Origin of the sequence: Desulfovibrio sp. SGI.230, assembly GCF_050313065.1 — a bacterium.
In the GTDB taxonomy this organism is placed as follows: Bacteria; Desulfobacterota; Desulfovibrionia; order Desulfovibrionales; family Desulfovibrionaceae; genus Desulfovibrio.
This window is the reverse complement of record NZ_JBNPKS010000007.1, coordinates 35306-59709: the sequence shown is the minus strand read 5'-3', so window position 1 is coordinate 59709 and position 24404 is coordinate 35306. Positions and strand designations below refer to the sequence as shown.

The following is a 24404-nucleotide window of genomic DNA, read 5'->3' as shown; positions in this document are numbered from 1 at the left end:
TTTGCGGCTGCCCGGCTTTCCGGTACGGACGGAGCCGGACGCATCCGCAACCGGCCCTTCGGGGCATGATAAGTGTCAACACCGCATGGTGCGGCACCCTGTGGCAGGATGCCGCGCCATGTGCAATCTGTATCGATCAGGGGAACAGCATGTCGCGAATTGTTTTTCTGGAAGAACGCTGCAAAGGCTGCGGCCTGTGTGTAGCGGTCTGCCCGGCGCACATCATTCGCCCCTCGGGACGGTTCAACCGCCAGGGCTATGAGGTGATGGAAACCGAAGGCCGCTGTACGGGCTGCGCCTCCTGTGCGCTCATGTGCCCGGACGTGGCCATCCGTGTCTTCAAATCCAAAAAAACGGAGAAGACCGCATGAGTCACGACCGCATTCTCATCAAGGGCAATGAAGCTGTGGCCTTTGGCGCCCTGGACGCCGGCTGCCGCTGCTATTTCGGCTATCCCATCACGCCGCAGAACGAGATCCCCGAGACCATGTCCCTCCGGCTGCCCGAATGCGGCGGCCAGTTCGTGCAGGCCGAAAGCGAAGTGGCCGCCATCAACATGCTGCTGGGCGCCGGCGCCTGCGGCATCCCGGCCATGACCTCTTCGTCCAGCTGCGGCATCTCGCTGATGCAGGAAGGCATCTCCTACATGGCGGGCAGCCATATCCCGGCCGTCATCGTCAATATGGAACGCGGCGGCCCGGGCCTGGGCGATATCGGCCCCTCGCAGGGCGACTACTTCCAGGCCGTCAAGGGCGGCGGTCACGGCGACCACCGCAACCTGGTGCTGGCCCCCTCCACCGCGCAGGAATGCTACGACATGATGTTCCGCGCCTTCGCTCTGGCCTTCAAGTACGCCAACCCGGTCATGCTGCTGGGTGACGCCATCGTGGCCCAGATCAAGGAGCCCGTGCGCCGTCAGCCCCCGGCCGACGCCCTGAGCCCCGAGGCCCTGGCCGAACTGGCCGCGCCCTGGCGCATGGAAGGCTACGGCAAGCGCGGCCCCGGCGCCAAGCCCCGTCTGCTCAAGTCCGTGTACCTGGCCGAAGGCGCCCTGGCCGCCCGCAACCGCCTGCTCATGGAAAAGTACGCCGCCATGCAGGCCGAAGCCTGCGCCGAATGCTGGAACACCGACGACGCCGAACTCGTGGTGGTGGCCTTCGGCTCCATGGCCCGCATCGCCCGCAGCGCCATCCGCAAGCTGCGCGAAGAAGGCCTCAAGGCGGGCCTGTTCCGTCCCAAGACGCTCTATCCCTTCCCGGCCGACGCCCTGCGCGCCCTGGCTCCGGGCCGCCGCTTCCTGGTCATCGAACAGAACACCGGCCAGATGGTGGAAGACGTGCGCCTGTCCCTGATGGGCGAGAACGCCAAGGTGGACTGGCACGGCGTCATGCCCGGCCTGTTCATCGGCGCCGATGCCCTGGAAGATCCCATCCGTCAGGCCTGCAAGGAGAACTAAGATGCACGCGCACGAACTTGAACAGGCCCTTGTGCCCCAGGATGGCGAGACCCTGGTCTTCGACACCAATCCCGTGCTCAACGAGCGCGTGACCCACTACTGCCCCGGCTGCCACCACGGCATCGCCCACCGCCTGGTGAGCGAGGTGCTGCACGAGCTGGGCGTGGCCGACAGGACCATCCTGGTGGCCTCCGTGGGCTGCGCCACCTTCACTTACGACTACTTCAACGTGGACGGCCTCGAAGCCCCCCACGGCCGTGCCTGCGCCGTGGCCACCGGCGTGCGCCGTGCCCGCCCCGAAAGCGTTGTCTTCACCTATCAGGGCGACGGCGACATGGGCGCCATCGGTCTGGCCGAGTCCATCCACGCGGCCAACCGCGGCGAGCTCATCACCGGCATCTTCATCAACAACACCGTCTACGGCATGACCGGCGGCCAGATGGCCCCCACCACCCTGCTGGGCCAGAAAACCACCACCAGCCCCCGCGGCCGCGACATGGCCCGCCACGAAGGCGGCCCCATCCGCATGGCCGAGCTCATGGCCCAGCTCTCCGGCGTGGCCTATTCCGAACGCTGCGCCCTGGACAGCGTCAAGCATGTGCGCGCGGCCAAGAAGGCCCTGCGCAAGGCCTTCGAAGTGCAGCTGCAGGGCCTGGGCTTCGGCTTCGTGGAGCTGCTCTCCGGCTGCCCCACCAACTGGCATATGGACCCCGTCAGCGCCAACAAGCGCATCAGCGAGGCCATGATCCCTGTATTCCCTCTGGGCGTGTACAAAGACGTGACCGCCCCGGCCGAAAGCGAGGTGCAGCATGGCTAAGTATCAGGACGTCATCATCGCCGGTTTCGGCGGCCAGGGCGTCATGCTCATCGGCAACCTGCTGGCCCAGGCCGGTATGGAACACGGCCTCGAAGTGAGCTTCATCCCGGTCTACGGCGCCGAGATGCGCGGCGGTACCGCCAACTGCACCGTGGTGCTGGACGAGCATCCCGTGGGTTCGCCCCTGGTCAACACGCCCCGCTCCATCATCGTGCTCAACGAGCCCTCGCTGGCCAAGTTCCAGCCCCGGCTGCATCCCGACGGCGTGCAGATCGTCAACGCCTCGCTCATCTCCGAAGGCCTGCTGGACGGCAAGCACCGCACGGTCTACATCCCGGTCAACGACATCGCCCACGAACTGGGCAATGTGAAACTGGCGAACATGGTGGCCCTGGGCGCCTGGATCAAGGCCACCGGCGCCCTGCCCCTGGAAGCCGTGCAGGAAGCCCTCAACCGCGTGGTCAGCGCCCACTACGCCAAGCTGATCCCGGTCAACGCCAAGGCCCTGCAGGCCGGCTACGACTTCGCGTAACGAACTGGACGGGGGAAGGGGACCCCTCTGCTCCGCGAGAGGTGTCCCCTTCCCCCGTACCCCCATCCCTCCCCAGCGCGCTTTATCAGGGCCCACGCCCCGCCATCTGGCGGGACGCGGGCCTTTTTTGATGACAGGCAAAAAAGCCGATGCGCAAGATGACGGATGGCCGCTCATGGGGCCGCCCGGCCATTGCGGATATGAGGGGCTCGCACAAAGATGCGGGGCCTCTTTAGGGCCGCCCCGTGCGCCATGAAAAAAGCGGAGCCCGAGGGCTCCGCTTCATCATGTAAATCGAAGAGGAAAAGATGGTTAGTCTTCCTTGGCCGTTTCTTCCTCGTCCGCAGCGACGGCGGCCTTCACGCACGGCGCCGGACCGTACTTGTTAGGGCCTTCCTGACCGCTGGCGAAGCAGAGGAAAAGCAGCAAGGTACCGGTGACGAACAGCCAAGCATAGTGCAGATAGAGCATGTAGTCCGACAAATGCCCTTCATTGTTCATGTAGTTGGAAAGGCCGAACATGGGCAGGATGACGGTGATGGTCAGCCAGACCGTCCAGATGCCGCCGGGCAGGTTCAGGTCGTGCAGACGGCGGATGCCCACGGAGCTGAGCGGGATCATCAGCAGGGCCCAGAGCATGCCCACAATCATGGGCGAGGTGAACCACACGGCCAGCGCCCCCAGCACCAGGAAGAACAGCAGGAACCAGATGAACTCGGCCCGGCAGCTGCGACCGTAGCAGCGGGCGAATTTGCCGAAGCAGGCGGCGATGGCCGCACCGGGTTTCATGACAGTTGTTTTGCCGGACATGGTCCCTCCTTGATGACAGAGAGCAGTGGATTGCAGGATGCCTCCATGCCCTGCCTGCTGGGGCAGCGCACGGGAAAAAAGACTTCATTATCCCGCAACGGCATCGGCCTTGGGCGCTGCCGTATGCAGGAGCCGCCGTATCATTTCGATATCCAGGGCATAGTCTTTGTCCATCAGAATGTACTTATAGGAATGCAGGATGCACTGCCGCAAATTGCGCCGATTTCCCTCAAGCAGGCTCTCAGGCGCAGGACATGCTTCCTTCCTGTTTTCGATCACGCTTTCATACCTGGCTATATCCGCATATCGTTCTTTGATGTAGCCCTCGCTGAACACGAGGCAGACATAGGCGATTTCTTTTCTGTACTCGTCCGGGAAATCATCTTCCCAGCCAAAGGGGATATAGCATCCCTCGATGATCATGTTCTGGCGGTTCTCTATGCATGTCTTGATCATCTCCCTGACGATGGGCCATAGGTAGCGTGTGAGCTCGGCATCATCGCTTTCAGGAGACAGCGCGCACTGGCCGCTCCTGATGAGCCCCATCTTCAGGTGATCCAGCGACAGGCAGGGATAGCGGTATGCCTCCAGCAGCTTCTGCGCCAGCAGGGTCTTTCCCGTATGGGTCTCCCCTGCGATCAATATGACCATCGCTCACCAACTCCTAAGGATCTGCCCGGCTTTCGGGCTCCTCCGCCCAAGGAGGGAAGCCGCTCCGGCTCCCGCCGTCGGGCCAAGCCCCGCTCTTCAGCGCTGCATTCCCTACGGATACGCCCTGCCGCCCGGCAAACGCCGCTGCCTAGATGGCGGCATCCATGAGCAGGTTGTCGCGATGGATGACCTCGGGATAGTGGGCATCGCCCAGGATGGCGGCCACCTCATGACGACGCAGGCCCATGATCTTGCGCAAATCCGCCGCACTGTAATTAGACAGGCCCACGCCCAGACTGGCGTGGCTGTCGCTTTCGCCCAGACGGGCCACACGCACCAGCGCGCCCTTCTGGAAATTGCCCAGCACCTGACGCACACCGCCGGGCAGCAGGCTGCTGCCCTTGCTGAGCAGGGCCTCGGCCGCACCGGCATCCACCAGCACCGTGCCCGCCGGATCGGACTGGTAGGCCAGCCAGAACTTGCGCCGCGGGATGGCGTGTTCCTCGGGACGGACCCAGGTGCCCACGGCCTCACCGGCAAAGGCGCGCGCCAGCACGTCCGCTTCGCGACCGGGCAGGATGAGGGTGGGCACGCCCAGCTGGGCGGCGCGGCGCGCGGCCTGCAGCTTGGAGTACATGCCGCCGGTGCCCACGCTGGTCTTGCCGCCGCACATGCGGCCCAGATCGAGGCCCGCCACGTCCTCCACGCATTCCAGGATGCCCGCGTCGGGCACTTCCTGCGGATTGGCCGCGTAGACGCCCGGGGCCGAGGTCAGGTTGATGTAGAGGTCGGCGCCGATGAGGTTGACCAGCAGGCTGGCCAGACAGTCGTTGTCGCCGAATTTCAGCTCGCTGACCGAGACCGTGTCGTTTTCGTTGACGATGGGCAGCACGCCCCAGTCCATGAGCTCGGCGAAGGTGTTGCGGGCATTGAGGAAACGCTGGCGGGCGCGCAGGTCGTCACGGGTGAGCAGCACCTGCGAGGTGGGGAAATCATAGGCGCGGAAGACTTCGTCCCAGGCGCGCATGAGCTGCCCCTGTCCCACGGCGGCAGCCGCCTGACGGGCGGACAGGCCGGAGGTCTCGCCGCTGTGGCCGTGGGCGCGCAGGACGGCGCGACCGGCCGCCACGGCCCCGGAAGAGACCAGCACCAGACGGCGCTCATGCCCGTCCGGCGCGGTGCGCAGGGCGGCCATCTGACGGGCCAGGCTTTCCAGCACGGGCGTGCTCAGCCCCTGGGCATCGGTCAATACCGCACTGCCCACCTTGATGACCACCACACGGGCACGGGCCAGCGCCTGTGCTTTTTCCTGTCGCCAATCGGCCTGTCTTTCCATGATCGCTCCTAACAAGGGCTCTAAAAAATTCCTGTCCGCCTCCGGCGGACGCCGCCTGACCATAGCCCAAAGCACGACAAACAGCCAGCACCCTGCGGCCGCGCCAGCGAAGAAGGCACCTATAGCGGCTGCCGGTATCCGCAGTGTCCTGCCTCCAGCGGGCGCTGCCCCGGAGGGGCCGCCATTTGCCGGCGCGCGAGGGAGGCCTTCCTATGCCCTTAGCGGCGCATGTCCTTCGGAAGCATCCCATCCGGCAGCCTGCGAGACTTTTCCCGGCACAGGGGAGCACAGGAGCTATGCATCCCCCTGTTCGATGGCTGCTGAAGGCAGCACGGAAGACAGAAGGCCGGGGGCCCTGCCGTTTCCCGTCTTCCTCACAGGGATTCGGACAACATTTTTGAAGGGCTGAGAAGGCATGAAGGCGGAGGGACTTTTCTGCAGAGCGGCCGAAAGGCGGCCCGGAGGGCCGTGCCCGTTACCGTACGACGTTACGGGCAGCGACAGCAGAACAAAGTCCCCCCGCCCTCATAAAAACACTGGGGGTACGGGACTACTTGTAGAACTCCAGCGAGTCCACGATGCCCTGCAGGGCGGGATGGCCGGTACGGCCCACGATGCTGGCCACGCCGTGCATGCCGTCGAAGGTCCAGAGGCAGACCTCCAGCGGCAGATCGCCCGCCATGCCCTTGAGGCCGTAATAGTTGCCGTTTTGCGCCACACGGGCGGCGTGCAGCTTCTGCTCGTAATCGGCCGCCAGCTGTTCCGGCGTCATGGTCCCGCTGGCGGCAGTGACGATGGTGACGCTCACGGATTTGTCCGGGGCCACCAGCACCACGCCTTCGCTCACGTCCGGCACGGCGGTCACGGTCCAGCCCTCGGGGGCGACCACGCGGAAGGTCTGCTTCTCCACAGGGGCGGCCAGAGCGGTGGCGCACAGGGCCAGCAGCAGGAGGCAGGACAGAAGGATATGTTTCATGCTTCTCCTCCTGAGTGACGAAAAACGGGGCAGGAACGCGGCCTGCCAAGCGGCGGTCCCGCATCCCTGCCCCGCACGCATCACTCGCGGGTGTAGATGACTTCGATGTCCTCGAATTCCTCTTCGTCCACGTTCTCGGCTTCCACGAAGTGGTGCAGGGGCTCGTGCACCTGCACTTCATCGCGCAGCTTCCAGAGCGCGGCCACCAGATCCTCGATGCCGATGCCGTCACGGGCCGAGATGAAGAAGACCTCGCGGCCGTCGGCGCGGGCGCGGGCCCGCAGCTCTTCCAGACGCTCCTCGTCCACCAGGTCGATCTTGTTGACCACCTCGATCTGGCGACGTTCGGCCAGTTCGGGGTCGAAGCGGCGCAGCTCCTCGTTGATGAGCTCGAAACCGGCCCAGGGATTGTCGTCGCTCACGTCCTCGATGCTGAGGATGTGCACCAGGAAGCGGGTGCGCTCCACATGCTTGAGGAAGCGGTGGCCCAGGCCCTGGCCTTCGTGGGCGCCCTCGATGAGGCCGGGGATGTCGGCGATGACCATGCGGCGGTCAGGATCGTATTCGTCGATCATGACGCCCAGATTGGGGGTCAGCGTGGTGAAGGGATAAGCCGCGATCTTGGGCCGCGCCGCCGAGACCTGCGAGATGAAGGTGGACTTGCCCGCATTGGGCAGGCCCAGCAGGCCGGCGTCGGCCAGGATCTTCAGTTCCAGGCGCAGTTCGCGTTCCTCGCCGGGCTCGCCGGGCTGGGCGAAACGCGGGGCGCGCATGGTGGACGTCTTGAAATGCTCGTTGCCCATGCCGCCGCGACCGCCCTGGGCGGCCACCACTTCCATGTCGGGCTCGCGCAGGTCGGCCAGCAGGTATTCCTCGCCCATCTCGTCGCGGGCATAGACCAGGGTGCCCACGGGCAGGCCCAAGATGAGGTCATCGCCCTTGCGGCCGTTGCACTGGCTGCCCATGCCGGGCTGGCCGTTGCGGGCCTCGTACTGGCGCTTGAGGCGGAAGTCATAAAGGGAAAGCAGGCGGCTGTCCGCCTTGAGGATGACGGAACCGCCCTTGCCGCCGTCACCGCCGTCCGGCCCGCCGCGGGGCACGAACTTTTCACGCCGGAAAGACACGCAGCCGTGGCCGCCCTTGCCGGCCCGGACCTGGATAGTAGCTTCGTCCACAAAACGCATGAAAAATCTCCCGGGTGTCACCACCCTGATCTTCGGGACGCCTTGCGGGCGTACCGCAGGCCGCAGGGGCCTGAAAAAAGCAAAAAAGGGAAGAAGCCCTGCGGCCTCTTCCCTTCAAAAATCACGCCTTGCCGCGCCGTTATTCGGCAACGGGGGCTTCCACATGCACGCGGGTGAGCACGCGACGCTTGCGGATGTACTTTTCAAAACGCACCACGCCGTCAACCTTGGCGAACAGGGTGTAGTCCCTGCCCATGCCCACGTTGGTGCCGGGATAGATCTTGGTGCCGAGCTGACGCACGATGATGTTGCCAGCCAGCACGTTCTGGCCGCCAAAGCGCTTCACGCCGCGTCTTTGGCCCGCACTGTCGCGGCCGTTACGCGAAGAGCCGCCTGCTTTCTTATGAGCCATGGTATACTCCTTACAAGGCAGATTGCCGTGCGTCCCCGCAGGGACACGCCGTCAAGCTAGCCGTTAATGCTTTTGACGCGGATGGTGGTGCAGTCCTGACGATGACCGCGCAGCTTGCGCGAGTCGTTACGACGCCAGCGCTTGAACACCATGACCTTGGCGCCGCGGCCCTGTTCCACCACTTCGGCGGTCACGGCAGCGTTTTCCACATAGGGAGCGCCCACTTTCACGTCGGCGCCGCCAAGCATCAGCACCTTGTCCAGCTTGATTTCGCTGCCGGCTTCGCCAGCGAGCTTTTCCACAACGATCTTGGAACCTTCTTCGACGCGGTACTGTTTGCCGCCCGTTTCAATAATAGCGTACATGCTCTTAAACCTCCGAAAAGAGAGAGGCCTGTTTGCCTCATGCTACAAGAAAAGTCAAGTGATTTTTGTTCTTGGCCGCGCCACAGGCTACGCATCCTGTGGTGGGACGCGCGGTAGTCGGGGCCAGACAGAGGCGTAGGCCAGTTGCGTTGCATAGCACAGGAAGCGCCGGGAGGCAATGCTTTTTTGCCTTCCGCCGCTTTTTTTCCGCGCCGGACGCGCTTTTCCCGCCGCAGGGGGACGGCTGTCCCCCTTTGCTCCGCCCTGCCGCGCATTGCCAGCCCGGGGCAAAGCCGCTACAAGAAAGATCATCGTGCCGCAGGCCTCTCCGGCCTGTTCCCCGCCACTCCAACCCCCTGTTCCGCCATGACCGATGAGATCGTTTGCCGTATCGACGCCCTGAGCCACGACGGCCGCGGCCTGCACCGCCCCGAGGACGGCGGGCCTGTCATTTTCGTCGCGGGCTCCCTGCCCGGCCAGACGGTACGGGCCCGCATCATCCGCCGCCAGAAACGCTTCTGGGAGGCCCAGCGTACGGCGGTGCTGGAGGACGTGGCCCTGGCGGAGGACATCTGTCCCCACGGCGAGGATTGCGGCGGCTGTCCCTGGCAGCGCCTGCCCTATGCGGCCCAGCTACGCTGGAAAGGCCAGCTGGTGCGCGATGCCCTGGAGCGCATCGGCGGTCTGGGCCGTGATGCGGCCCTGCCCCTGCGGCCCGCTCTGGGCTCCCCGGAACAGCGGGCCTTCCGCAACAAGATGGAATTCGCCTTCGGCCCTGCCGACGGCAGCGGCCTGTGCCTGGGCCTGCGCCGACGCGGCGGCCTGCGGGTGCTGCCGGTGCCCGGCTGCGCCCTGCCGCCCGGCGAGGGGCTGGAGCTGGTCAGGGCCTGCGCCGACCTGGCCGCCCGCAGCGGCCTGCCCGCCTATGTGCCGCCGCGCAGCGCCGCCGAGGAAGGCCGTCTGCGGCCCCGGACGGAAAAGAATCGCGGGCGCCGCCCCCGGCGGGAACGTCCGGCTACGGAAGACTGCGGTTTCTGGCGCTTCCTGGTGGTGCGCTACGGCTGGCCCGATCCCGCTCCGGCACAGGCCGCCGCGGACGATGCTCCGGGACGCCGCTGGTGGCTCACCTGCGTCACCAGCCCGGGCACGGCGGAACAGCGCCGTACCGTGGCCCGCATGGGCCGGGAACTGCTGGACGCCTTCCCGCACATCCAGGCCTTCGTCCATGAGGAACGTGCCACCCCTGACGCTCTGGTGGCCGGAGAGACGCGCGTGCTCTGCCTCGACCGCCGGGGCGAGGCCCTGCCGGACGACGGAGCGCCGCTGTATCTGCCCCTGGGCGGCCGCTGGTTCGGTATCGATCCCGCATCCTTTTTCCAGGTCAACAGCCGGGCCGCCGAATTGCTGGCCGCCACGGCCGTGGATCTGCTCCTCTCCCCCCAGGCGGGCGTGACGCCCCGCCGTCTGCTGGATGTCTATTGCGGTGCGGGGGCTCCTGGCCTGCTGGCCGCGGGACATTTCGACGAGGTGCTGGGCATGGAATACGACCGCCGCGCCGTGCTCCTGGCGGAGCGCAATGCCCGCCGTTTCGGCTTCGGCCATTGCCGCTACGAGGCCGGGGACGCCGCCCGCCTGCTGACGGCCCTGGCCCGCAAGCACGGCCCCGGGCACTGGGATCATGCCCTGCTGGACCCGCCGCGCGGCGGTGTGGCCCCGGAAGCCCTGGAGGCCCTGCTCCATCTGGCTCCGGAGCGTCTGGTCTACATCTCGTGCAACCCGGCCACCCTGGCCCGCGATGCCCGGATGCTGTCCGCCGATTATGAGCTGGTGCAGGTGACGCCCCTGGACCTCTTCCCCCACAGCCCGCATGTGGAAAGCGTGAGCTGCTGGCAGCGTCGCGCCTGAGACGGCCCCCTTTTGCCGGTGTCGCACGGTACGGATTTTTGACGCTTCCGGGGTTTTCGATCCTTTTTATAAAATATGTCAGATAGTTAAAAAACAATTTATTTTTCAATAAGATAGCGCAACACTTCACAAGGTCTTCCGGACGGGGAGCCGGTGCAAATCCACAAATTGCATTGACGCAGCGATGCCATTGTGATAATTTGTACATTGACACGGCTTCAGGGGGTCCAAAGGATTTTGCGATCCTCACCCGCCCGTCATCACAGCCGAAGGCAGGAGAAAACGTGTCACTGAAGGACATTTTCAAACAGCAGAGCAAGGGCATGGAATCCCTTGCCACCACGGGCACCATCGGCATGCATATGGTGAGCGGCCCGCTGGTGGGTTTCGCCATAGGCTACGGACTCGACGCCTGGCTGGAGACGGGTCCCTGGCTGAAGCTGGTCTTCCTGGTCATCGGGATCATCGCCGGTTTCATGAACGTCTATGAGGATACCCAGCGCCTGCTGCGCAAGATGTCCCGCGAAGAAGAACAAAAACGTGCCGAAGCCCTGGCCGACAGGCCGGAGCGCGTCACGGTGAAGAAAAAAACGGTCGTCCCGGACAGCATCGCCCGGGCCTGTGCGGCGGAAACCGCCGCCGTCAGCCGGGAAACCGGCGGCAGGGCCCCCACGGCGCAGCTGCGCACCGGCACGACCAGCCCGGAAGCCCCCGAGGGCGAAGGCACGAAGACCGGCGGTCACGACCGCAATGACGGATAATGTTGGGACCCTTGCTGAAAGATATTGACAACTGGCTCTGGCGTCGGGGTATAAGTCATCCGGTCATTCTGCCGCTGGTGCGGAATTTGATTTTGTTTACCGGCATTTGCCTTGGGATGGGCGGCGTCGGTTATGCGCACATGCCCGGCCTGTTCTGGTTTGGCGTGGGCGCGGCAATGATTACTTGGACTTTTTGGGGATTGGCCCGCTTTTTCTTGCGGCAGCCCCTTGGTGAATACAGTACGGCGTTCCTGCGCGTGGTGCTCTTGCGCTGGGGAGGCAGACTGGCCGTACTGGCCGTGGTGACCTATGTGGCCCTTGCAGTGTGCGGGGCGCCGCTGACGGCCCTGCTGGGAGGGTTGGCCGCCGCCACGGCATTGGCGCTCATTACCTACGCGTGGGCAAGCCGCGCGGCCGGAAAGCGCTAGCGCCGGATTTTTCACCTTAACCGAGCAGGAGGCATGTCTCATGGCTGGTGGTTTGCCGCATCCGGTATTACTCTCCACGTTCTGCAACATGGACCAGATCACGATCGGCGGACAGGTGGTGGAATTCAAACATGTCTTCTACTCCTGGGTCTGTATGGCCGTGCTCTTCGTGGTGGCCTATCTCGTGCGCCGTCGCCTGACCCTGGTGCCCGGAGGCATGCAGAACTTCTTTGAAGCTCTCATCGACACCATCGAGAACTTCATCTGCAACACGATGGGCGAGGCCGGCCGCCGTTTCGTGCCGCTGCTGGCCGGTATGTTCATCTACATTTTCGGCATGAACCTGCTGGGCCTGATCCCCGGCTTCGACGCCCCCACGGCCAACCTGAACACCACCGTGAGCATGGCCCTGTTCGTGCTCGTGTTCTACAACGCCCTGGGCATCATCCGCTGGAAGGCGCACTACGTGCACCACTTCACCGGGCCCTCCAAGTTCCTCATCCCGCTGATGTTCCCCCTGGAGATCGTGTCGCACCTGTCGCGTCCCGTCTCTCTGTCTCTCCGTCTTTTCGGTAACATCCGCGGTGAAGAAATCGTTATGGTGCTCTTCTTCATCATGGCTCCCATCCTGGGCACCATCCCGATCTACGCCCTGTTCCTGCTGGGCAAGACCATGCAGGCCTTTGTGTTCTTCATGCTGACCATGTTCTACATCAAGGGCGCCATCGAGGCCCCGGAACATTAATCAGCCCGCTGCCCTTGCGGCAGCCCCGAATATGTGGGGAATGGTCGGAAACGACCCAACTTATACAAACTGTTGAAGGAGTGTCACATGCGCAAACTTCTGATGATCGCCCTGAACACCGTGGCCCTGCTGGGTATGGCTTCCATGGCTTTCGCCGCCAACCAGCTTGATTCCGCTTCCCTGGGTTACACCTGCCTGGCCGCCGCTCTCGGCATCGGCATCGCCGCTTTCGGTTGCGGTATCGGTATGGGTCTGGGCCTGAAGGGCGCCTGCGAAGGTATCGCCCGCAACCCTGACGTGAGCGGCAAAGTGACCGGTACCATGATCCTGGCCTTCGCCTTCATCGAATCCCTGGCCATTTACGCCCTGGTTATCAGCTTCATCCTGCTGTACGCCAACCCCTATGCGTAGGCCGTCCAGGCAGTAATGCTGCAACGGGGGGACTTCGGTCCCCCCTTTTTTTTGGTCCTGCGCAGGCCGTGGTTGTTCGCCCCTTCACGGAATTATTTCATAATGTAACAAAATGTCTTTTTTCCTGCGGACCGGCCTCAACCCCGGGTGCTGAAAGGACATCCCTAAACTTTTAAAAATATTTTCTAAAATCCAACTTTTTTCCTTTTCCCCCATTCACACCGCCAGCAGACTGATTATATTGGCATATCATTTCGCCAGCCCGGGCATGCAAGGAATAAAGGTTGTATTTCCGGTGCTTGCGGATTCTTTTTTTTTCCAGTAAATTGAAAAGACTAAATTTCACAAAAGCATCACAAGCTTGAGCAGGTATTGATTATGCCCACGGAACCCAAAAGCAAACACATCCCCCGCGCCACGATCCAGCGCCTGGCCACCTATGTGCAGGTGCTGGAAAATTTTGCGCGCGACGGCGTTGAAGTCATCTCCTCCAACCCCCTGGCCGAAGCCTGCGGGGTCAACGGCTCCCAGGTTCGCAAGGACCTGGCTTACTTCGGCGAATTCGGCATCCGCGGCGTGGGCTATCACATAACCTCCCTGATTGCGGCCATCACCTCCTCCCTGGGGGTCGACCGCGAATGGCGCATGGCGCTCGTGGGCGTCGGCAACCTGGGCAAAGCCATCCTGAACCACGGTGAATTCCGCGCCCGCGGCTTCAACATCGTGGGCATCTTCGACTGCGACCCCTTCAAGATCGGTGAGATCGTCCACGGTCTGGAAGTCCATTGCACCAAGGACCTCAAGGCCATGGTGGCCGAGCAGAACATCGAGATCGGCATCATCACCACGCCGCCCGAACGCGCCCAGCGTGCGGCCCAGCACCTGATGGATGCGGGCATCACCTCCATCCTCAATTTTGCCCCGGCGCGCATCAAGACCCCGGACCATGTGCATGTGGAGTATGTGGACTTTTTCCACCATCTCTACGCCCTGGCCTTCGATCACACGAGCCAGCACCGCTAGGCCAGGCCGCCATGATTTTTCAGGGGGGACGCCCACAGGCGTCTCCCCTTTCTTGTCTTTGACCGCCCGCAGCAGCCCATACGCCCAGGCCTCTGCATGGCGCCGTGCCCGAGAGCGCGGACGGCACGATGGCTCCCCTACGGCCCTGCGCAGGCGACTTCCGCGGCCCCGTGTGCGTGACTGCCGGTCTGTTCGTCCTGCCCGCCAGCATTTCCCGGCCGTGCCGCCACATCGCATCCCGACCATGCCTTCCGCTTCGCCGCAGCCGCTCTGCCCACGGTAGACGCGTGCTCCGGCAGGTGCTATTTTTTTCTCCTCCCCGCCGGGCGATCCCGGCGATCCCTTCTCACCTGCGGAGCCCATATGGATTTCAAGCAACTGGCACTGGCGGCCCGTACCTGCCGCCGTTTCGAAGAAGAGCGTCCGCTGCAGATGGCGGATCTGGAATGGCTGGTGGACTGCGCCCGCCTGACCCCCTGCGCCCGTAACGCCCAGCAACTGCGTTACAGCCTCGTGGGCCCCGGCGAAACCTGCCAGCGTCTGTTCGGCATGACCAAATGGGCGGCGGCCCTCAAGGACTGGGGTGGGCCCTTCCCCGGTGAGCGCCCCACGGGCTTCATCGTCATGAGCATGCCCAAGAACGCGGGCGACCTGGTCTGGCTGGATACCGGCATCGCGGCCCAGACCATCCAGCTGGCGGCCTCCAGCCGTGAGTGGGGCTGCTGCATGATCGCCTCGTTCGACCATAGCGGCGTGAGCGAGCTGGTCCAGCTTCCCGACGAGCTGCGCCCCACGCTGGTCCTGGGCCTTGGCGTGGCCAAGGAAGTGCGCCGCGTGGCCGACGTACCCGAAAGCGGCGCCCTGGGCTACTGGCGTGACGCCGAGCAGGTGCACTATGTGCCCAAGCTGGCCCTGGACAAGCTCATCCTGAACCGTTTTTAGGAACGCACAAGACACACTGGGGGAGCCCCATATCTCTGCTGCCGGGCCCCGCAAGACGCCTGCATCAACCATGGGCAGGCCCTTCGGGCTGCCTCCGGTCACCGCTCCCTTCCCGCATCCTCCGTTCCCCCACAGCAAAAAAGGCAGCGTTCCCGGAGCCAATATTCCGGGAACGCTGCCTTTTCCATCTCATCAACACCAGACAGGCCGCTATCCGTTGATCGTACCCGCCGCAGCCCTGTCAGCAGGCCCGCCATATCCTGCGACGCCTCCTGATAAAAGTTTTTGGAAGGGAAAGGGGGGAGCATGAGGGGGGAGAGGGAGAACCTTTTTCCAAAAAGGTGTCCCTCTCCCCCCTCATAAAAACCTTTTCTATCCCCCAGTCCGTTCCTGGCGGTAGCAACGGGCCAGCTCCACGAAACGGGGGGCCCATCCGGGCACTGCCGGGGCAAAGATATGACAATAGGCGGCCCAGACCCGGCCGCTCACTAGACCATCCCGGCCGTGGCCCTCGGCATCGCGGCCCATGCCCGTGCCCTTGCGCAGGCGCAGGGCATGATCCAGACGGCCGCTGACGGCGGCAGGCTCGTGGCAGAGGGAGTAGTGGAACTCATGTCCGCGCAGGACAGAGCCCTGGGGGAAATAGGGATTGGGCAACACCACGTCGGCCCGCACATAGCCCAGGCCCTGCGGCTTGGGGCAGAAGCGGGTCTCCACGGGAAAGATGCCGCTCATGGGCCAGCGCTGTCCGTCGCGCTCCAGAGCCGAAGCCAGGACCATGAAGCCGCCGCATTCGGCGTAGATGGGCAAGCCCTTGGCGGCCAGTGTACCCAGCCGGGCCAGATGCGGCGAAGCGGACAGCTCCCGGGCCCAGTCTTCGGGGAAACCGCCGCCCAGATACAGGCCGTCCAGCTCCGGCCACGCCGCGTCATCCAGCAGGGAAAGGCGTACCAGCTCCGCACCGGCCCGGCGCAGGGCTTCGAGGTTCTCCTCATAATAGAACCACAGGGCCCGGTCGCGCACATAGCCGATGCGCGGGGCATCCGCCCGGGGGGACGTCCCAGCCCCGGCAGCGGGGGCCGGGGCCTCGGAGCAGACCACAGGCTGCCCTTCGCCGGAAGAGGCCACAGCGCCCTCGCCGGCCCAGGCGGCCTCGTCCCAGAAATCCGGCTCTTCGGGCAGAGCGGGCAGGTCGTCGGCGATGGACAACACGCGGTCCATATCCACATGGTCGCGCACCACATCGGCCAGTTTTTCCAATATCTCCTGGGCCTGCGGGCTCAGATCGTCACCGCACAGCGAGGCGAGCCCCATGTGCCGTTCCGGCAGGGGGTTCTCGCGCAGGCGGGGAATAGCCCCCAGCACGGGCACGTCCGTGTAGGTGGTGATGGCCTCACGCAAAATGCCTTCATGCCGGGCCGAGGCCACCTGATTGAGCACCACGCCCGCCAGACGCAGGCCGGGCTCGAAATTCCGTACCCCGGCCACCAGAGCAGCGGCCGTACGGGTCATCTTGGTACAATCCAGACTGAGCAGCACCGGGCAGTCCAGCGTGCGGGCCAGTTCGGCCGTGGCGCAGGAGCCGCGCACGTCCATGCCGTCGAAAAGGCCGCGGTTGCCTTCCAGCAGGGCCAGCCGGGCCCCGCTGCGTCCCATCACATGACGGAACAGGGCCCGCAGACGCGCGGGGGACAGGAAATAGGGGTCCAGATTGCTGGCCTGCCGTCCGGCCGCCAGAGAGAGCCAGGCCGCGTCGATATAGTCCGGGCCTTTCTTGAAGGGCTGGACGGCCAGCCCCTGCCGGGAAAAGGCCCGCGCCAGGCCCAGCGAGAGCAGGGTCTTGCCGCCGCCCCCAGACAGGGCGGAGATGCAGATACGGGCGGACGAGGCCCCTGCGCGGGGCGTGCGGGGATGGGAAGACACGGCGGGCATCCTTGGCTGACGGGAAGGCGGCAGGGCCGCGGGTATGAAAAAAGGGCACGACACCGGCCGGTGTCGTGCCCTGCGGGAGACTAGTGCTTGAAGGAACGCTGACCGGTGAAGACCATGGCCACCTGCGGGCTGGCTTCGTTGCAGGCCGCGATGACTTCGGTGTCACGCATGGAGCCGCCGGGCTGGCCGATGGCGGTGACGCCCTGGGCCATGGCGGCGTCCACGCCGTCACGGAAGGGGAAGAAGCCGTCGGAGATCAGCACCGTGCCGGGCAGACCGCCGCGGGCTTCCTGGGTACGGGCCTGGATGTCGTCCAGAGCGGCCTTGAGGGCGGCGTCGGTGGCGGCCTTCTGCTTGAGCTCGTAGAAGGAGAGGTTGTGCTCGCGGAAGGCCAGGGTATCTGCGTACTTGGTATAGGCCTTGTGGATGGCCAGTTCCACGCAGCCCACGCGGTCCTGTTCACCGGTGCCGATGGCCACGGTGGCGCCGTTGCGGGCAAAGATGACCGAGTTGGAGGTCACGCCGGCTTCCACGGCCCAGGCAAAGCGCAGGTCGGCCATTTCCTGGGCGTTGGGCTTGCGGGCGGTGACGGTGACGCCGTTCTTGTCCGTGGCTTCGGCGGGCAGGAAGTCGGCATCCGTGAGGATGCGGTTCACGAAAGATTTCTGCACCACGATGCCGCCGTCGGCCAGGCTCTTGATGTCCAGGAAGGCGGACTGCGTCAGCTCGTCCAGGCGGCCCAGGCCGGGCAGTTCCATGATGCGCAGGTTCTTGCGGCCCTTGAGGATCTCCACGGCGCCTTCTTCATAGGCAGGAGCGGCCACCACTTCGAAGTAGCTGGCGGCCACCATCTCGGCGGCCTCGCGGGTGAAGGGACGGTTGACCACCACCGCGCCGCCGAAAGCGGCGATGCGGTCGCACCAGAAGGCCTTGTCCAGGGCAGCGGCCACGCCGCCGTCGTCCCAGGCAGCGCCGCAGGGGTTGTTGTGCTTGAGGATGATGGCCGCGGGACGCTCGCTGAGGTACTGCAGGATGTTGGCGCCGTTGTCCACGTCGGTGAGGTTGGTCTTGCCGGGATGCTTGCCGGCCTGGATCATCTGGGCTTCGGTCATGGCCGACACGATGCCCTGACCGGGGCCACGCCAGCGCAGGCCGCCGCAGGTGATGCCACCTTCACGCAGTTCATACAGGGCAGCGGGCTGGTCGGGGTTTTCGCCGTAGCGCAGACCTTTTTCCTCGTTGTCCAGGGTCCAGACGCGCTTGTGGTACACAAGCTTTTCGTCACCCAGCAAAATGGTCATGGTCTCGGGAAAAGCGTCCTTGTGGACTTTCTTGTACATGGCCTTCAGGTCGGTCGTCATGATGCCTCCAGGTATGCCTAGCAAAAAAGGTGAAAGCGCTTCGCGGCGCGGCAATGGTGTAGCACAAAACGCCCCTCTCCACCAGTGCGTCCCCCGGGGGGGGAGGAAGGCCCGCCGGCAGGCGCCTTCCCGGCCCGGAGGGGCGCCGGATTTGACGCAGGCCCGCAAATGGGCCATAACGACGGCGCGATATACGCGCTTCTGCCGGAGGAAACCATGGAAAAACTGCTCACCCGCCTTGCCCGCCAGCTGGACGCCCTCGACGAGGCGTCGCTCATGTCGCTGTGGAGCAAGTACGCCACCATCGCCAGCCGTTTCGAACCGACCCAGCGCTGGGAAGAGGCCGTCCTGGTCTTTTCCATGATCCAGGCCAAACGCTACAAGAACCAGCTGTTCAACTATTATTGGGCACAGCAGGCCCAGCCGCATGAAGACGGCCCCGCCCCCGCGGCCCAGCCCCTGGCCCCCGACTTCGACCTGATGCAGGGCCAGGCGGAAGCTCCCGCGCCGCACCGCTGCCGCGTCCTTTCGTTCCGCCCCGCGCCGGGAGATACGGCCCCCTCCCGCAAGGACGACTGAGCCGGGCCCTTCCCGCGCTGCATCCCGCTCACAAAAAACTAACGCTTCGCCTTGTACAGCATGGGCCGGGCCGTCTTCCGCACCTCCCGGCCTGCCCCGTCCGGCGACAACCGCCAGACAGCCCTTGCCTTTTTTTGCGTGTCGTGAGAAACCTCCGCACCCCGGATACGGCATCCGGGATCGCGAACCCCGGGGGATAAGGTTTTCCTGCGCAAGCGCAGTCCCCCTCACCAGCATCGGGGATGTCCGTCACATCCCTGCACAACGCACAGGAGTGGTTCCCATGCGTGCCAACATTCTTTGTGCCGGCTTCGGGACGCGTCTGCGCCCCTTCACCTATCTGAAGCCCAAGCCCCTGCTCAACATCGGCGGATATCCGCTGGTGGAACGTACCATCCGCCAGCTCCATGCCGACGGCGTCACCGACATCGCCCTGGTGGTCGGTTACAAGCACGAATGCTTCAACTATCTTGTGGACAAATACGGCGTCCAGCTCATCATCTCGGCGCAGTATGCCACGGCCAACAACTATTCCTCCCTCCAGCTGGTGGCCCACCGCCTGGGCGACAGCCTGGTCATCGACGGTGACACCTATATCCGCCGTCCGGTGGTGCCCCTGGTGCGTCCCGGGGTCTCGCAGTTCATCTGCCAGCAGACCCAGCAGGGCCATGAATGGGAACTGATCACCGATGCCGACGACCGCGTGGTCTCCGTGCGCAAGGATTCGCCCTCGGGCTACTGCATGTCCGGCGTCTCCTACTGGACCGAGGAGGCCGCGGCCCTCATCCGCGAGGAACTGGACAGGAGCGGCCCGGACGACTACTGGGAAGACTCCGTCATCCGCATCCTGGACCGCGTGCCCGTCTACGCCACGCGGGTGAAGATGCTGCTCTGCGAGATCGACAGCCTGAGCGACGCCCTTTCCCTGGGCCTGCTGACGCCCGACGAACTGGCCGACCAGTGCTCCGAGACCCAGATGGCCGAAAAGCTCAAGGGCCTGACCAACGACACCTATCACATCCAGCTGGACGGCAAGGGCCTTGTGCTGCGCATCCCCGGCCAGGGCACCGACCAGATCATCGACCGCAGCGTGGAAGCGGCCATGCTGGAGATGGTGAAGGATCTGGACATCACGCCCGAGTGCCACTTTTACGCGGGCGGCATCAAGACCACGGACTTTCTGGAAGGCTACCGCATCCTGAACCACGACACCCTGGACCGGTTCGAGGTGCGCGGGGTGGTGGACATCATGCGCCGCCTGCATGACATCCGTATGCCCGAAGGCTTCCGCGAAAAGTACGGCCCCAGCGCCGTGCTCTCCGTGCTTTCCGAGGTCAAGCTCTACGAACGCCAGAGCGGCGTCAACCTGCTGGCCGACCATGAGCGCAGCCTGTTCTACGATTTTGCCCGCGAGATGGACAGCGACGAGAAGCGCTTCTGCCATCGCGACTTCGTGCTGGAGAACATCCTGCGCAAGGGCGACGACATCAAGCTCATCGACTTCGAGTACGCCTGCTTCTGCTCGCCCTACTGGGACTACGCCAGCTTCGTCACCGAGACCCGTCTTTCCGGCCCCCTGCTGGACGCCTTTATCGAAGCCAGCGGCGCGGACCGCACCCGCCTGCTCAAGGCCATGATCATCGTGGATTACATCTGGGGCCTGTGGGGCTTCTACCGCGAGTGCATCGACTACGGTCGTGGCCGCATCGCGGAAATGGACCGCAACCTGAAACTGCTGCAACGCGGAGAACAACTGGCATGAAGCGCGGTTTTCTGATTTCCGTGGGCGCCTATCTGGGGCTCTGGCTGGTGCTGGAAGCCCTGTTCCCCGCGCCCTCCTACGCCTACCTCGACCCCGGCACGGGCAACGTGCTGGTCTACCTGGCCATCAGCCTGGTGGGTACGGTGCTCTATTTCGTCAAGAACATCGTCTACGCCATCATGGGCAGGGCCAAGGGTGAGCGCCGTCCCGAAAAGCAGCTGCACCACGAGCGCATCCTCATGTTCTCCGAAGGCCGCAGCTACTATTACACCTTCAAGCCCGTCATCGACGCCTTCCTGCGCCGCGGCGTGCCCTTCTCCTACATCACCATGGATGTGGAAGACCCGGCCCTGACCATCGAGAACGACCTCATGAACTCGCGCTACATCGGCACGGGTTCCGCGGCCTTTGCCCGCGCCGCCGGTCGTCGCGCCGACATCATGCTCTCCACCACGCCCAACATCGGCACGCCCGGCTTCCCCATGCCGCGTCCGCGCCGCGTGACCAACCTGGCCCATATCTGCCACGGCGTGGGCGACATCGCCATGTACCAGAAAGGCTCCCTGGACCATTACGACGCCGTCCTGATGGTGGGCGACTTCATGCTGCCCAGCATCCGCAAGGTGGAAGAGCTGCGCGGCCTGCCGCCCAAGGAATGCGTCTCCCTGGGCCTGCCCTATCTGGACGAGCTGGCCGCCAAAGCCCGCAAGAAGGAAGGCCGGAGCACCCCGCCCGTGGTGCTGGTGGCACCCTCGTGGGGCAACAAGGGCTGCCTCAACATCTGCGGCCCCAACTTCCTGCTGGATCTGGCCAAGGCCGGCTATGACGTGATCCTGCGCCCGCATCCCCAGTCCCTCAAGGTGGAGACCGAGATGCTGGACACCATCCACGAGATGCTGCGCGACTACCCCAACGTCAGCTTCGATACCGAGATGGACGCCACCGCCTCCATGAGCCGGGCCGACGTCATGATCTCGGACAAGTCCTGCGTGCGCTTCGACTTCGCCTTCCTTTACGAGAAGCCCGTCATCACCCTGGACATCCCCGTGCGCAACCCCGAACTCTACGAGGTGGCGGACCTGGGCGTCATCTGGGAAGACACCGTGGCCGCCCGTCTGGGCGAAGTGGTCTCGCCCGAGGACTTCAACAACATCGTGCCCGTGGTGGAACGCGCCCTCAAGACGCCTTCCTCCGCCATCGCCGCCTTCCGCGAGGAATCCGTGGCCTGCTGGGGCCGGAGCGGTGAAGCCATCGCCCAGTGGACCGTGGACACCCTGGCCCGCATGGACGCCGAACACGCGGCCGAAGCTGCCGCCACCAAAACGAAATAGCACGGCCCTTGCCGGATATGCTTTCAAGGAAACGCCATGTCGCTTCTGTATGAAATATTCATCCTGCCCATCGAGATCATCTACCGGGCCATCTATCTCGGCAGCCTCCAGTTCACCCACAACTACGGCCTGAGCATCCTCGTCCTGTCCTGCATCAGCGCCGTGGCCTTCATCCCCCTGGGACGTCTGGCCGTGGGCACCCAGGCCCGGGAAAAGAAACTCCAGATGATCATGGCCCCGCAGCTGGCCCGCATCCGCAAGGAATCCAAGGGGGCCGAGCGCCAGCGCCGCATCAACAACCTCTACAAGCGCTACGCCTACCATCCGCTGCTGGCCGTCCGTTCGGCCTTCGGCGTGGCCCTGCAGATCCCCTTCCTGACCGGCGCGTACTACATGATCCTGGGGCTCACCCAGCTGCAGGGCCAGCCCTGCCTGATGATCCCCGACCTTTCGCAGCCCGACGGCCTGCTCTGGGGCGTCAACGCCCTGCCCATCGTCATGACCGTGGTCAACATCATCGCCACGCTGACCACCCCGGGCCTGACGCGCAAGGACACCCTGCAGGCCATCATCATCGCCTTCTTCTTCCTGGCGCTGCTGTACAACGCGGCCTCGGCCCTGCTCATCTTCTGGACCATGAACAACGTCTTCTTCCTGCTCCAGAACCTGCGCCTGCCCATCCGCCTGCCCCGTTTCCGCAAGCCCGGCTTTGCCCAGGGCGGCATGAACACCGTCATGGCCGCCACCATGCGCTCGGTCTACAGCCTGTCCTGCGCCGGTCTGGCCATCCTGATCTTCCTGTACGTGCCCTTCCAGTCCTACGCCAGCGACCCCAACTTCTTCGCCGCCGGTCCCCTGGACGTGCTGCTGGGCATGGTGCGCTACCTTTCGCTGACCTTCTTCGTGGTCTTCGTGCTCTGGCTCTGGTTCCCGGCCAAGGCCAAGACCATCCCGGCCTTCGTGGCCTTCTGGGCCCTGAGCCTCGCCTTCGTGAACCTTTTCGTGCTGCCCGGCCACTTCGGCGCCCTGGACGGCATCCGCTTCCTGCGTGAGGCCGCCCTCACCGGCCCCATGAGCACCTTCAAGGACGGCCTGCTGCCCGTGCTGGTGGCCCTGGGCCTGACGGCCCTGCTGTTCGCCTTCCCCAAGGTGCGCCTGCAGCTGCCGCGCGTGCTCTCCATCGCCGTGTTCTCCCTGGTGGCCCTCACGGCCTGGAACGCCCTGACCGCCGAAGAGCCCGAACAGGCCAAGACCAGCTTCACCCCGCCCGCCTATGTGGCTGACATGCAGTCCTATTCCAAGGACGGCGAAAACGTCATCGTCATCGTCATGGACATGTTCACCGGCGGCCATATCGAACGGATGCTGGACGACCCCTGGTTCACCAACGGCTTCCGCAAGGGCATGGACGGCTTCGTCTGGTACCCCGACACCATCTCCATGGCCGACGCCACGGTCATGAGCCTGCCCAGCATCTACGGCGGCCACGCCTACAGCCCGGCGGCCGTCAACGCCCGCCGCGACGTGACCCTGGAAGAGAATATCAACAGCGCCTTTGCCGTGATGCCCCGCAACTTCGCGGCCCACGGCTACGACGTCTGCATGCTCAACGGCCTGGAGTTCTTCAACCAGGACTTCTATGAGCGTCACCTCGGCAAGGTGGAGAACGTCACCACCGTGCCCCAGGTCAAGGACGACTTCCAGCTCAAGTACCACCAGGGCACCAGCCTGCGGGACTTCAGCAGCTTCTTCGCCATGCTGGGCCTGTTCCAGGCCTCGCCCAACATCATCAAGCAGAAGATCTACGACGACGGCAACTGGCATGACGCCGGCGACGGCATCCTGGTGGCCAGCATGGACGCCTGCCGCGCGGGCGACGCCTTCTTCCGCTTCGCCTTCACCTCGGGCATCACCACCGATGCCCCGCGCAGCACGGCCAAGGTCTTCTACACCATGCTGTCCCACTACATGTGGCACTACGCCCCCGACCTCAAGGACGGCCAGCCCGAGATCGTGGCCGACCCCTATCCGGCCACCGAGGGCCAGCTCTTCTTCGTCGACGGCCTGCTGCCCGAACACTACTACGCCGAACGCCACCTGCTGCGCTACCTGATGATCTTCTTCGACCAGCTCAAGGAAGCCGGCATCTACGACAACACGCGCATCATCCTGGTCTCCGACCACGGCGAGAGCGACAGCCCCATGGTGGAGCGTACCTACAACGACGGCAAGGAATTCCCCGACGGCACCGTCTTCCAGACCGCGCCCTACGCTCCCGGCCGTCCCCACGCCCTCCTGATGGTCAAGGAACCCCATCAGCGCGGCGAGCTGCGCATCAGCGATGCCTTCATGTCCAGCGCCGACGTGCCCACCCTGGCCCTGCAGGGCGTCGGCACCTCCGACGAGTTCGAGATGCGTGACCCGGCCGCCCTGCCCAAGCCGCGCATCCTCACCCATGCCCGCGGCGGCGCGCGCTGGAGCGAACACAAGGAGAACGCCTACATCTTCGAACAGTACCGCATGGAAGGTACCCTGTTCGATGCCTCCAAGTGCACGCGTGAAGGCGCCTACCAATAACGGTCCCGCTGCTCCGGCAGCGTCATGAAAGGGGGGAAGGAGCATCCCGGCAGGGATGTCCCTTCCCCCCTTTTTTCGCGGCCCCGGCCCTGCCGGGACACGGATCTC

At 64.6% G+C, this 24404-nt stretch carries 24 protein-coding genes; 15 read left to right on the top strand and 9 right to left on the bottom strand.

Going from position 1 to position 24404, the window contains the following annotated elements; translation table 11 throughout:
• Positions 1–149 precede the first annotated feature (149 nt).
• Genes ACQRAG_RS07530 through ACQRAG_RS07515 form a run of 4 tightly spaced genes read left to right on the top strand, consistent with a single transcriptional unit; the run spans position 150 to position 2805 of the window.
• On the top strand, positions 150–371 hold the full coding sequence (locus ACQRAG_RS07530) for a 4Fe-4S dicluster domain-containing protein (RefSeq protein WP_168934793.1): 222 nt from the start codon (positions 150–152) through the stop codon (positions 369–371).
• Positions 368–1456: a 3-methyl-2-oxobutanoate dehydrogenase subunit VorB gene (vorB, locus tag ACQRAG_RS07525; protein ID WP_204626452.1), complete on the top strand. Its 1089-nt coding sequence runs from the start codon at positions 368–370 to the stop codon at positions 1454–1456. Before ACQRAG_RS07530 ends, vorB begins: the two co-directional genes overlap by 4 nt.
• 1 nt (position 1457) lies before the next feature.
• The gene (locus tag ACQRAG_RS07520; RefSeq protein WP_204626451.1) at positions 1458–2273 is read left to right on the top strand and encodes a thiamine pyrophosphate-dependent enzyme; all 816 of its coding nucleotides are present in this window, start codon (positions 1458–1460) and stop codon (positions 2271–2273) included.
• Entirely contained in the window at positions 2266–2805 is a 540-nt protein-coding gene (locus ACQRAG_RS07515; RefSeq protein WP_204674043.1) for a 2-oxoacid:acceptor oxidoreductase family protein, read from the top strand. Before ACQRAG_RS07520 ends, ACQRAG_RS07515 begins: the two co-directional genes overlap by 8 nt.
• Before the next feature lie 312 nt (positions 2806–3117).
• On the opposite strand, the gene ACQRAG_RS07510 is transcribed toward ACQRAG_RS07515, so the two are convergent.
• The 7 genes from ACQRAG_RS07510 to rplU all read right to left on the bottom strand — a co-directional run bounded on the left by ACQRAG_RS07510 (position 3118) and on the right by rplU (position 8539).
• A complete protein-coding gene (locus tag ACQRAG_RS07510; RefSeq protein ID WP_303740323.1) occupies positions 3118–3615 on the bottom strand; it encodes a DUF805 domain-containing protein in 498 nt (165 codons plus the stop codon).
• Between the two features lie 87 nt (positions 3616–3702).
• Positions 3703–4266 carry an adenylate kinase gene (locus tag ACQRAG_RS07505; RefSeq protein WP_304023475.1) on the bottom strand — a complete coding sequence of 188 codons (564 nt, stop codon included), beginning with the start codon at positions 4264–4266 and terminating at the stop codon, positions 3703–3705.
• Between the two features lie 148 nt (positions 4267–4414).
• Entirely contained in the window at positions 4415–5602 is a 1188-nt protein-coding gene (gene proB / locus ACQRAG_RS07500) for a glutamate 5-kinase (protein ID WP_168934788.1), read from the bottom strand.
• Between the two features lie 550 nt (positions 5603–6152).
• Positions 6153–6578: a hypothetical protein gene (locus ACQRAG_RS07495; RefSeq protein WP_289616301.1), complete on the bottom strand. Its 426-nt coding sequence runs from the start codon at positions 6576–6578 to the stop codon at positions 6153–6155.
• Positions 6579–6658: 80 nt separating this feature from the next.
• Positions 6659–7762 carry a GTPase ObgE gene (gene obgE / locus ACQRAG_RS07490; RefSeq protein ID WP_204674038.1) on the bottom strand — a complete coding sequence of 368 codons (1104 nt, stop codon included), beginning with the start codon at positions 7760–7762 and terminating at the stop codon, positions 6659–6661.
• Positions 7763–7901: 139 nt separating this feature from the next.
• Positions 7902–8174: a 50S ribosomal protein L27 gene (gene rpmA / locus ACQRAG_RS07485; protein WP_040369732.1), complete on the bottom strand. Its 273-nt coding sequence runs from the start codon at positions 8172–8174 to the stop codon at positions 7902–7904.
• Between the two features lie 56 nt (positions 8175–8230).
• Complete coding sequence (gene rplU / locus ACQRAG_RS07480) at positions 8231–8539, bottom strand: 50S ribosomal protein L21 (protein WP_006007380.1); 309 nt, start codon at positions 8537–8539, stop codon at positions 8231–8233.
• Positions 8540–8905: 366 nt separating this feature from the next.
• On the opposite strand from rplU, the gene ACQRAG_RS07475 reads away from it, so the two are divergent.
• From ACQRAG_RS07475 to ACQRAG_RS07445, 7 genes are all read left to right on the top strand, one after another.
• Positions 8906–10444: a class I SAM-dependent RNA methyltransferase gene (locus ACQRAG_RS07475; protein ID WP_427803778.1), complete on the top strand. Its 1539-nt coding sequence runs from the start codon at positions 8906–8908 to the stop codon at positions 10442–10444.
• A 284-nt stretch (positions 10445–10728) separates the two neighbouring features.
• Complete coding sequence (locus tag ACQRAG_RS07470; RefSeq protein ID WP_168934782.1) at positions 10729–11205, top strand: AtpZ/AtpI family protein; 477 nt, start codon at positions 10729–10731, stop codon at positions 11203–11205.
• A gap of 11 nt (positions 11206–11216) precedes the next feature.
• Positions 11217–11633, top strand: coding sequence for a hypothetical protein (locus tag ACQRAG_RS07465; protein ID WP_239463801.1), 417 nt, complete (start codon positions 11217–11219; stop codon positions 11631–11633).
• A 40-nt stretch (positions 11634–11673) separates the two neighbouring features.
• On the top strand, positions 11674–12378 hold the full coding sequence (gene atpB / locus ACQRAG_RS07460) for a F0F1 ATP synthase subunit A (RefSeq protein WP_040369730.1): 705 nt from the start codon (positions 11674–11676) through the stop codon (positions 12376–12378).
• 87 nt (positions 12379–12465) lie between these two features.
• Complete coding sequence (atpE, locus tag ACQRAG_RS07455) at positions 12466–12789, top strand: ATP synthase F0 subunit C (RefSeq protein ID WP_006007371.1); 324 nt, start codon at positions 12466–12468, stop codon at positions 12787–12789.
• 378 nt (positions 12790–13167) lie between these two features.
• Entirely contained in the window at positions 13168–13812 is a 645-nt protein-coding gene (locus tag ACQRAG_RS07450; protein WP_072336188.1) for a redox-sensing transcriptional repressor Rex, read from the top strand.
• Between the two features lie 363 nt (positions 13813–14175).
• On the top strand, positions 14176–14754 hold the full coding sequence (locus ACQRAG_RS07445) for a nitroreductase family protein (protein WP_427803779.1): 579 nt from the start codon (positions 14176–14178) through the stop codon (positions 14752–14754).
• A 372-nt stretch (positions 14755–15126) separates the two neighbouring features.
• Here the strand turns inward: ACQRAG_RS07445 and ACQRAG_RS07440 are convergent, their stop codons facing one another.
• Both ACQRAG_RS07440 and ACQRAG_RS07435 read right to left on the bottom strand, forming a co-directional pair.
• Positions 15127–16686: a cobyrinate a,c-diamide synthase gene (locus tag ACQRAG_RS07440; protein WP_427803780.1), complete on the bottom strand. Its 1560-nt coding sequence runs from the start codon at positions 16684–16686 to the stop codon at positions 15127–15129.
• 80 nt (positions 16687–16766) lie between these two features.
• Positions 16767–18047, bottom strand: a complete 1281-nt coding sequence (locus tag ACQRAG_RS07435; RefSeq protein WP_278337909.1) for an IMP cyclohydrolase — start codon at positions 18045–18047, stop codon at positions 16767–16769.
• Positions 18048–18263: 216 nt separating this feature from the next.
• Between ACQRAG_RS07435 and ACQRAG_RS07430 the strand changes: the two genes are divergently transcribed.
• The 4 genes from ACQRAG_RS07430 to ACQRAG_RS07415 all read left to right on the top strand — a co-directional run bounded on the left by ACQRAG_RS07430 (position 18264) and on the right by ACQRAG_RS07415 (position 24296).
• Positions 18264–18626, top strand: a complete 363-nt coding sequence (locus ACQRAG_RS07430) for a hypothetical protein (RefSeq protein WP_204625674.1) — start codon at positions 18264–18266, stop codon at positions 18624–18626.
• 283 nt (positions 18627–18909) lie between these two features.
• On the top strand, positions 18910–20388 hold the full coding sequence (locus tag ACQRAG_RS07425) for a phosphotransferase (protein ID WP_168934777.1): 1479 nt from the start codon (positions 18910–18912) through the stop codon (positions 20386–20388).
• Positions 20385–21719, top strand: coding sequence for a CDP-glycerol glycerophosphotransferase family protein (locus ACQRAG_RS07420; RefSeq protein WP_204625672.1), 1335 nt, complete (start codon positions 20385–20387; stop codon positions 21717–21719). The genes ACQRAG_RS07425 and ACQRAG_RS07420 overlap by 4 nt, the downstream gene beginning before the upstream one ends.
• 36 nt (positions 21720–21755) lie before the next feature.
• The gene (locus ACQRAG_RS07415; RefSeq protein WP_168934775.1) at positions 21756–24296 is read left to right on the top strand and encodes a YidC/Oxa1 family membrane protein insertase; all 2541 of its coding nucleotides are present in this window, start codon (positions 21756–21758) and stop codon (positions 24294–24296) included.
• Positions 24297–24404: the final 108 nt, after the last annotated feature.

Coding starts and splice junctions, on each gene's coding strand:
- ACQRAG_RS07530 (WP_168934793.1), top strand. CDS start 150: ATGTCGCGAATTGTTTTTCTGGAAGAACGCTGCAAAGGCTGCGGCCTG.
- vorB (WP_204626452.1), top strand. CDS start 368: ATGAGTCACGACCGCATTCTCATCAAGGGCAATGAAGCTGTGGCCTTT.
- ACQRAG_RS07520 (WP_204626451.1), top strand. CDS start 1,458: ATGCACGCGCACGAACTTGAACAGGCCCTTGTGCCCCAGGATGGCGAG.
- ACQRAG_RS07515 (WP_204674043.1), top strand. CDS start 2,266: ATGGCTAAGTATCAGGACGTCATCATCGCCGGTTTCGGCGGCCAGGGC.
- ACQRAG_RS07510 (WP_303740323.1), bottom strand. CDS start 3,615: ATGTCCGGCAAAACAACTGTCATGAAACCCGGTGCGGCCATCGCCGCC.
- ACQRAG_RS07505 (WP_304023475.1), bottom strand. CDS start 4,266: ATGGTCATATTGATCGCAGGGGAGACCCATACGGGAAAGACCCTGCTG.
- proB (WP_168934788.1), bottom strand. CDS start 5,602: ATGGAAAGACAGGCCGATTGGCGACAGGAAAAAGCACAGGCGCTGGCC.
- ACQRAG_RS07495 (WP_289616301.1), bottom strand. CDS start 6,578: ATGAAACATATCCTTCTGTCCTGCCTCCTGCTGCTGGCCCTGTGCGCC.
- obgE (WP_204674038.1), bottom strand. CDS start 7,762: ATGCGTTTTGTGGACGAAGCTACTATCCAGGTCCGGGCCGGCAAGGGC.
- rpmA (WP_040369732.1), bottom strand. CDS start 8,174: ATGGCTCATAAGAAAGCAGGCGGCTCTTCGCGTAACGGCCGCGACAGT.
- rplU (WP_006007380.1), bottom strand. CDS start 8,539: ATGTACGCTATTATTGAAACGGGCGGCAAACAGTACCGCGTCGAAGAA.
- ACQRAG_RS07475 (WP_427803778.1), top strand. CDS start 8,906: ATGACCGATGAGATCGTTTGCCGTATCGACGCCCTGAGCCACGACGGC.
- atpB (WP_040369730.1), top strand. CDS start 11,674: ATGGCTGGTGGTTTGCCGCATCCGGTATTACTCTCCACGTTCTGCAAC.
- atpE (WP_006007371.1), top strand. CDS start 12,466: ATGCGCAAACTTCTGATGATCGCCCTGAACACCGTGGCCCTGCTGGGT.
- ACQRAG_RS07450 (WP_072336188.1), top strand. CDS start 13,168: ATGCCCACGGAACCCAAAAGCAAACACATCCCCCGCGCCACGATCCAG.
- ACQRAG_RS07445 (WP_427803779.1), top strand. CDS start 14,176: ATGGATTTCAAGCAACTGGCACTGGCGGCCCGTACCTGCCGCCGTTTC.
- ACQRAG_RS07440 (WP_427803780.1), bottom strand. CDS start 16,686: ATGCCCGCCGTGTCTTCCCATCCCCGCACGCCCCGCGCAGGGGCCTCG.
- ACQRAG_RS07435 (WP_278337909.1), bottom strand. CDS start 18,047: ATGACGACCGACCTGAAGGCCATGTACAAGAAAGTCCACAAGGACGCT.
- ACQRAG_RS07430 (WP_204625674.1), top strand. CDS start 18,264: ATGGAAAAACTGCTCACCCGCCTTGCCCGCCAGCTGGACGCCCTCGAC.
- ACQRAG_RS07425 (WP_168934777.1), top strand. CDS start 18,910: ATGCGTGCCAACATTCTTTGTGCCGGCTTCGGGACGCGTCTGCGCCCC.
- ACQRAG_RS07420 (WP_204625672.1), top strand. CDS start 20,385: ATGAAGCGCGGTTTTCTGATTTCCGTGGGCGCCTATCTGGGGCTCTGG.
- ACQRAG_RS07415 (WP_168934775.1), top strand. CDS start 21,756: ATGTCGCTTCTGTATGAAATATTCATCCTGCCCATCGAGATCATCTAC.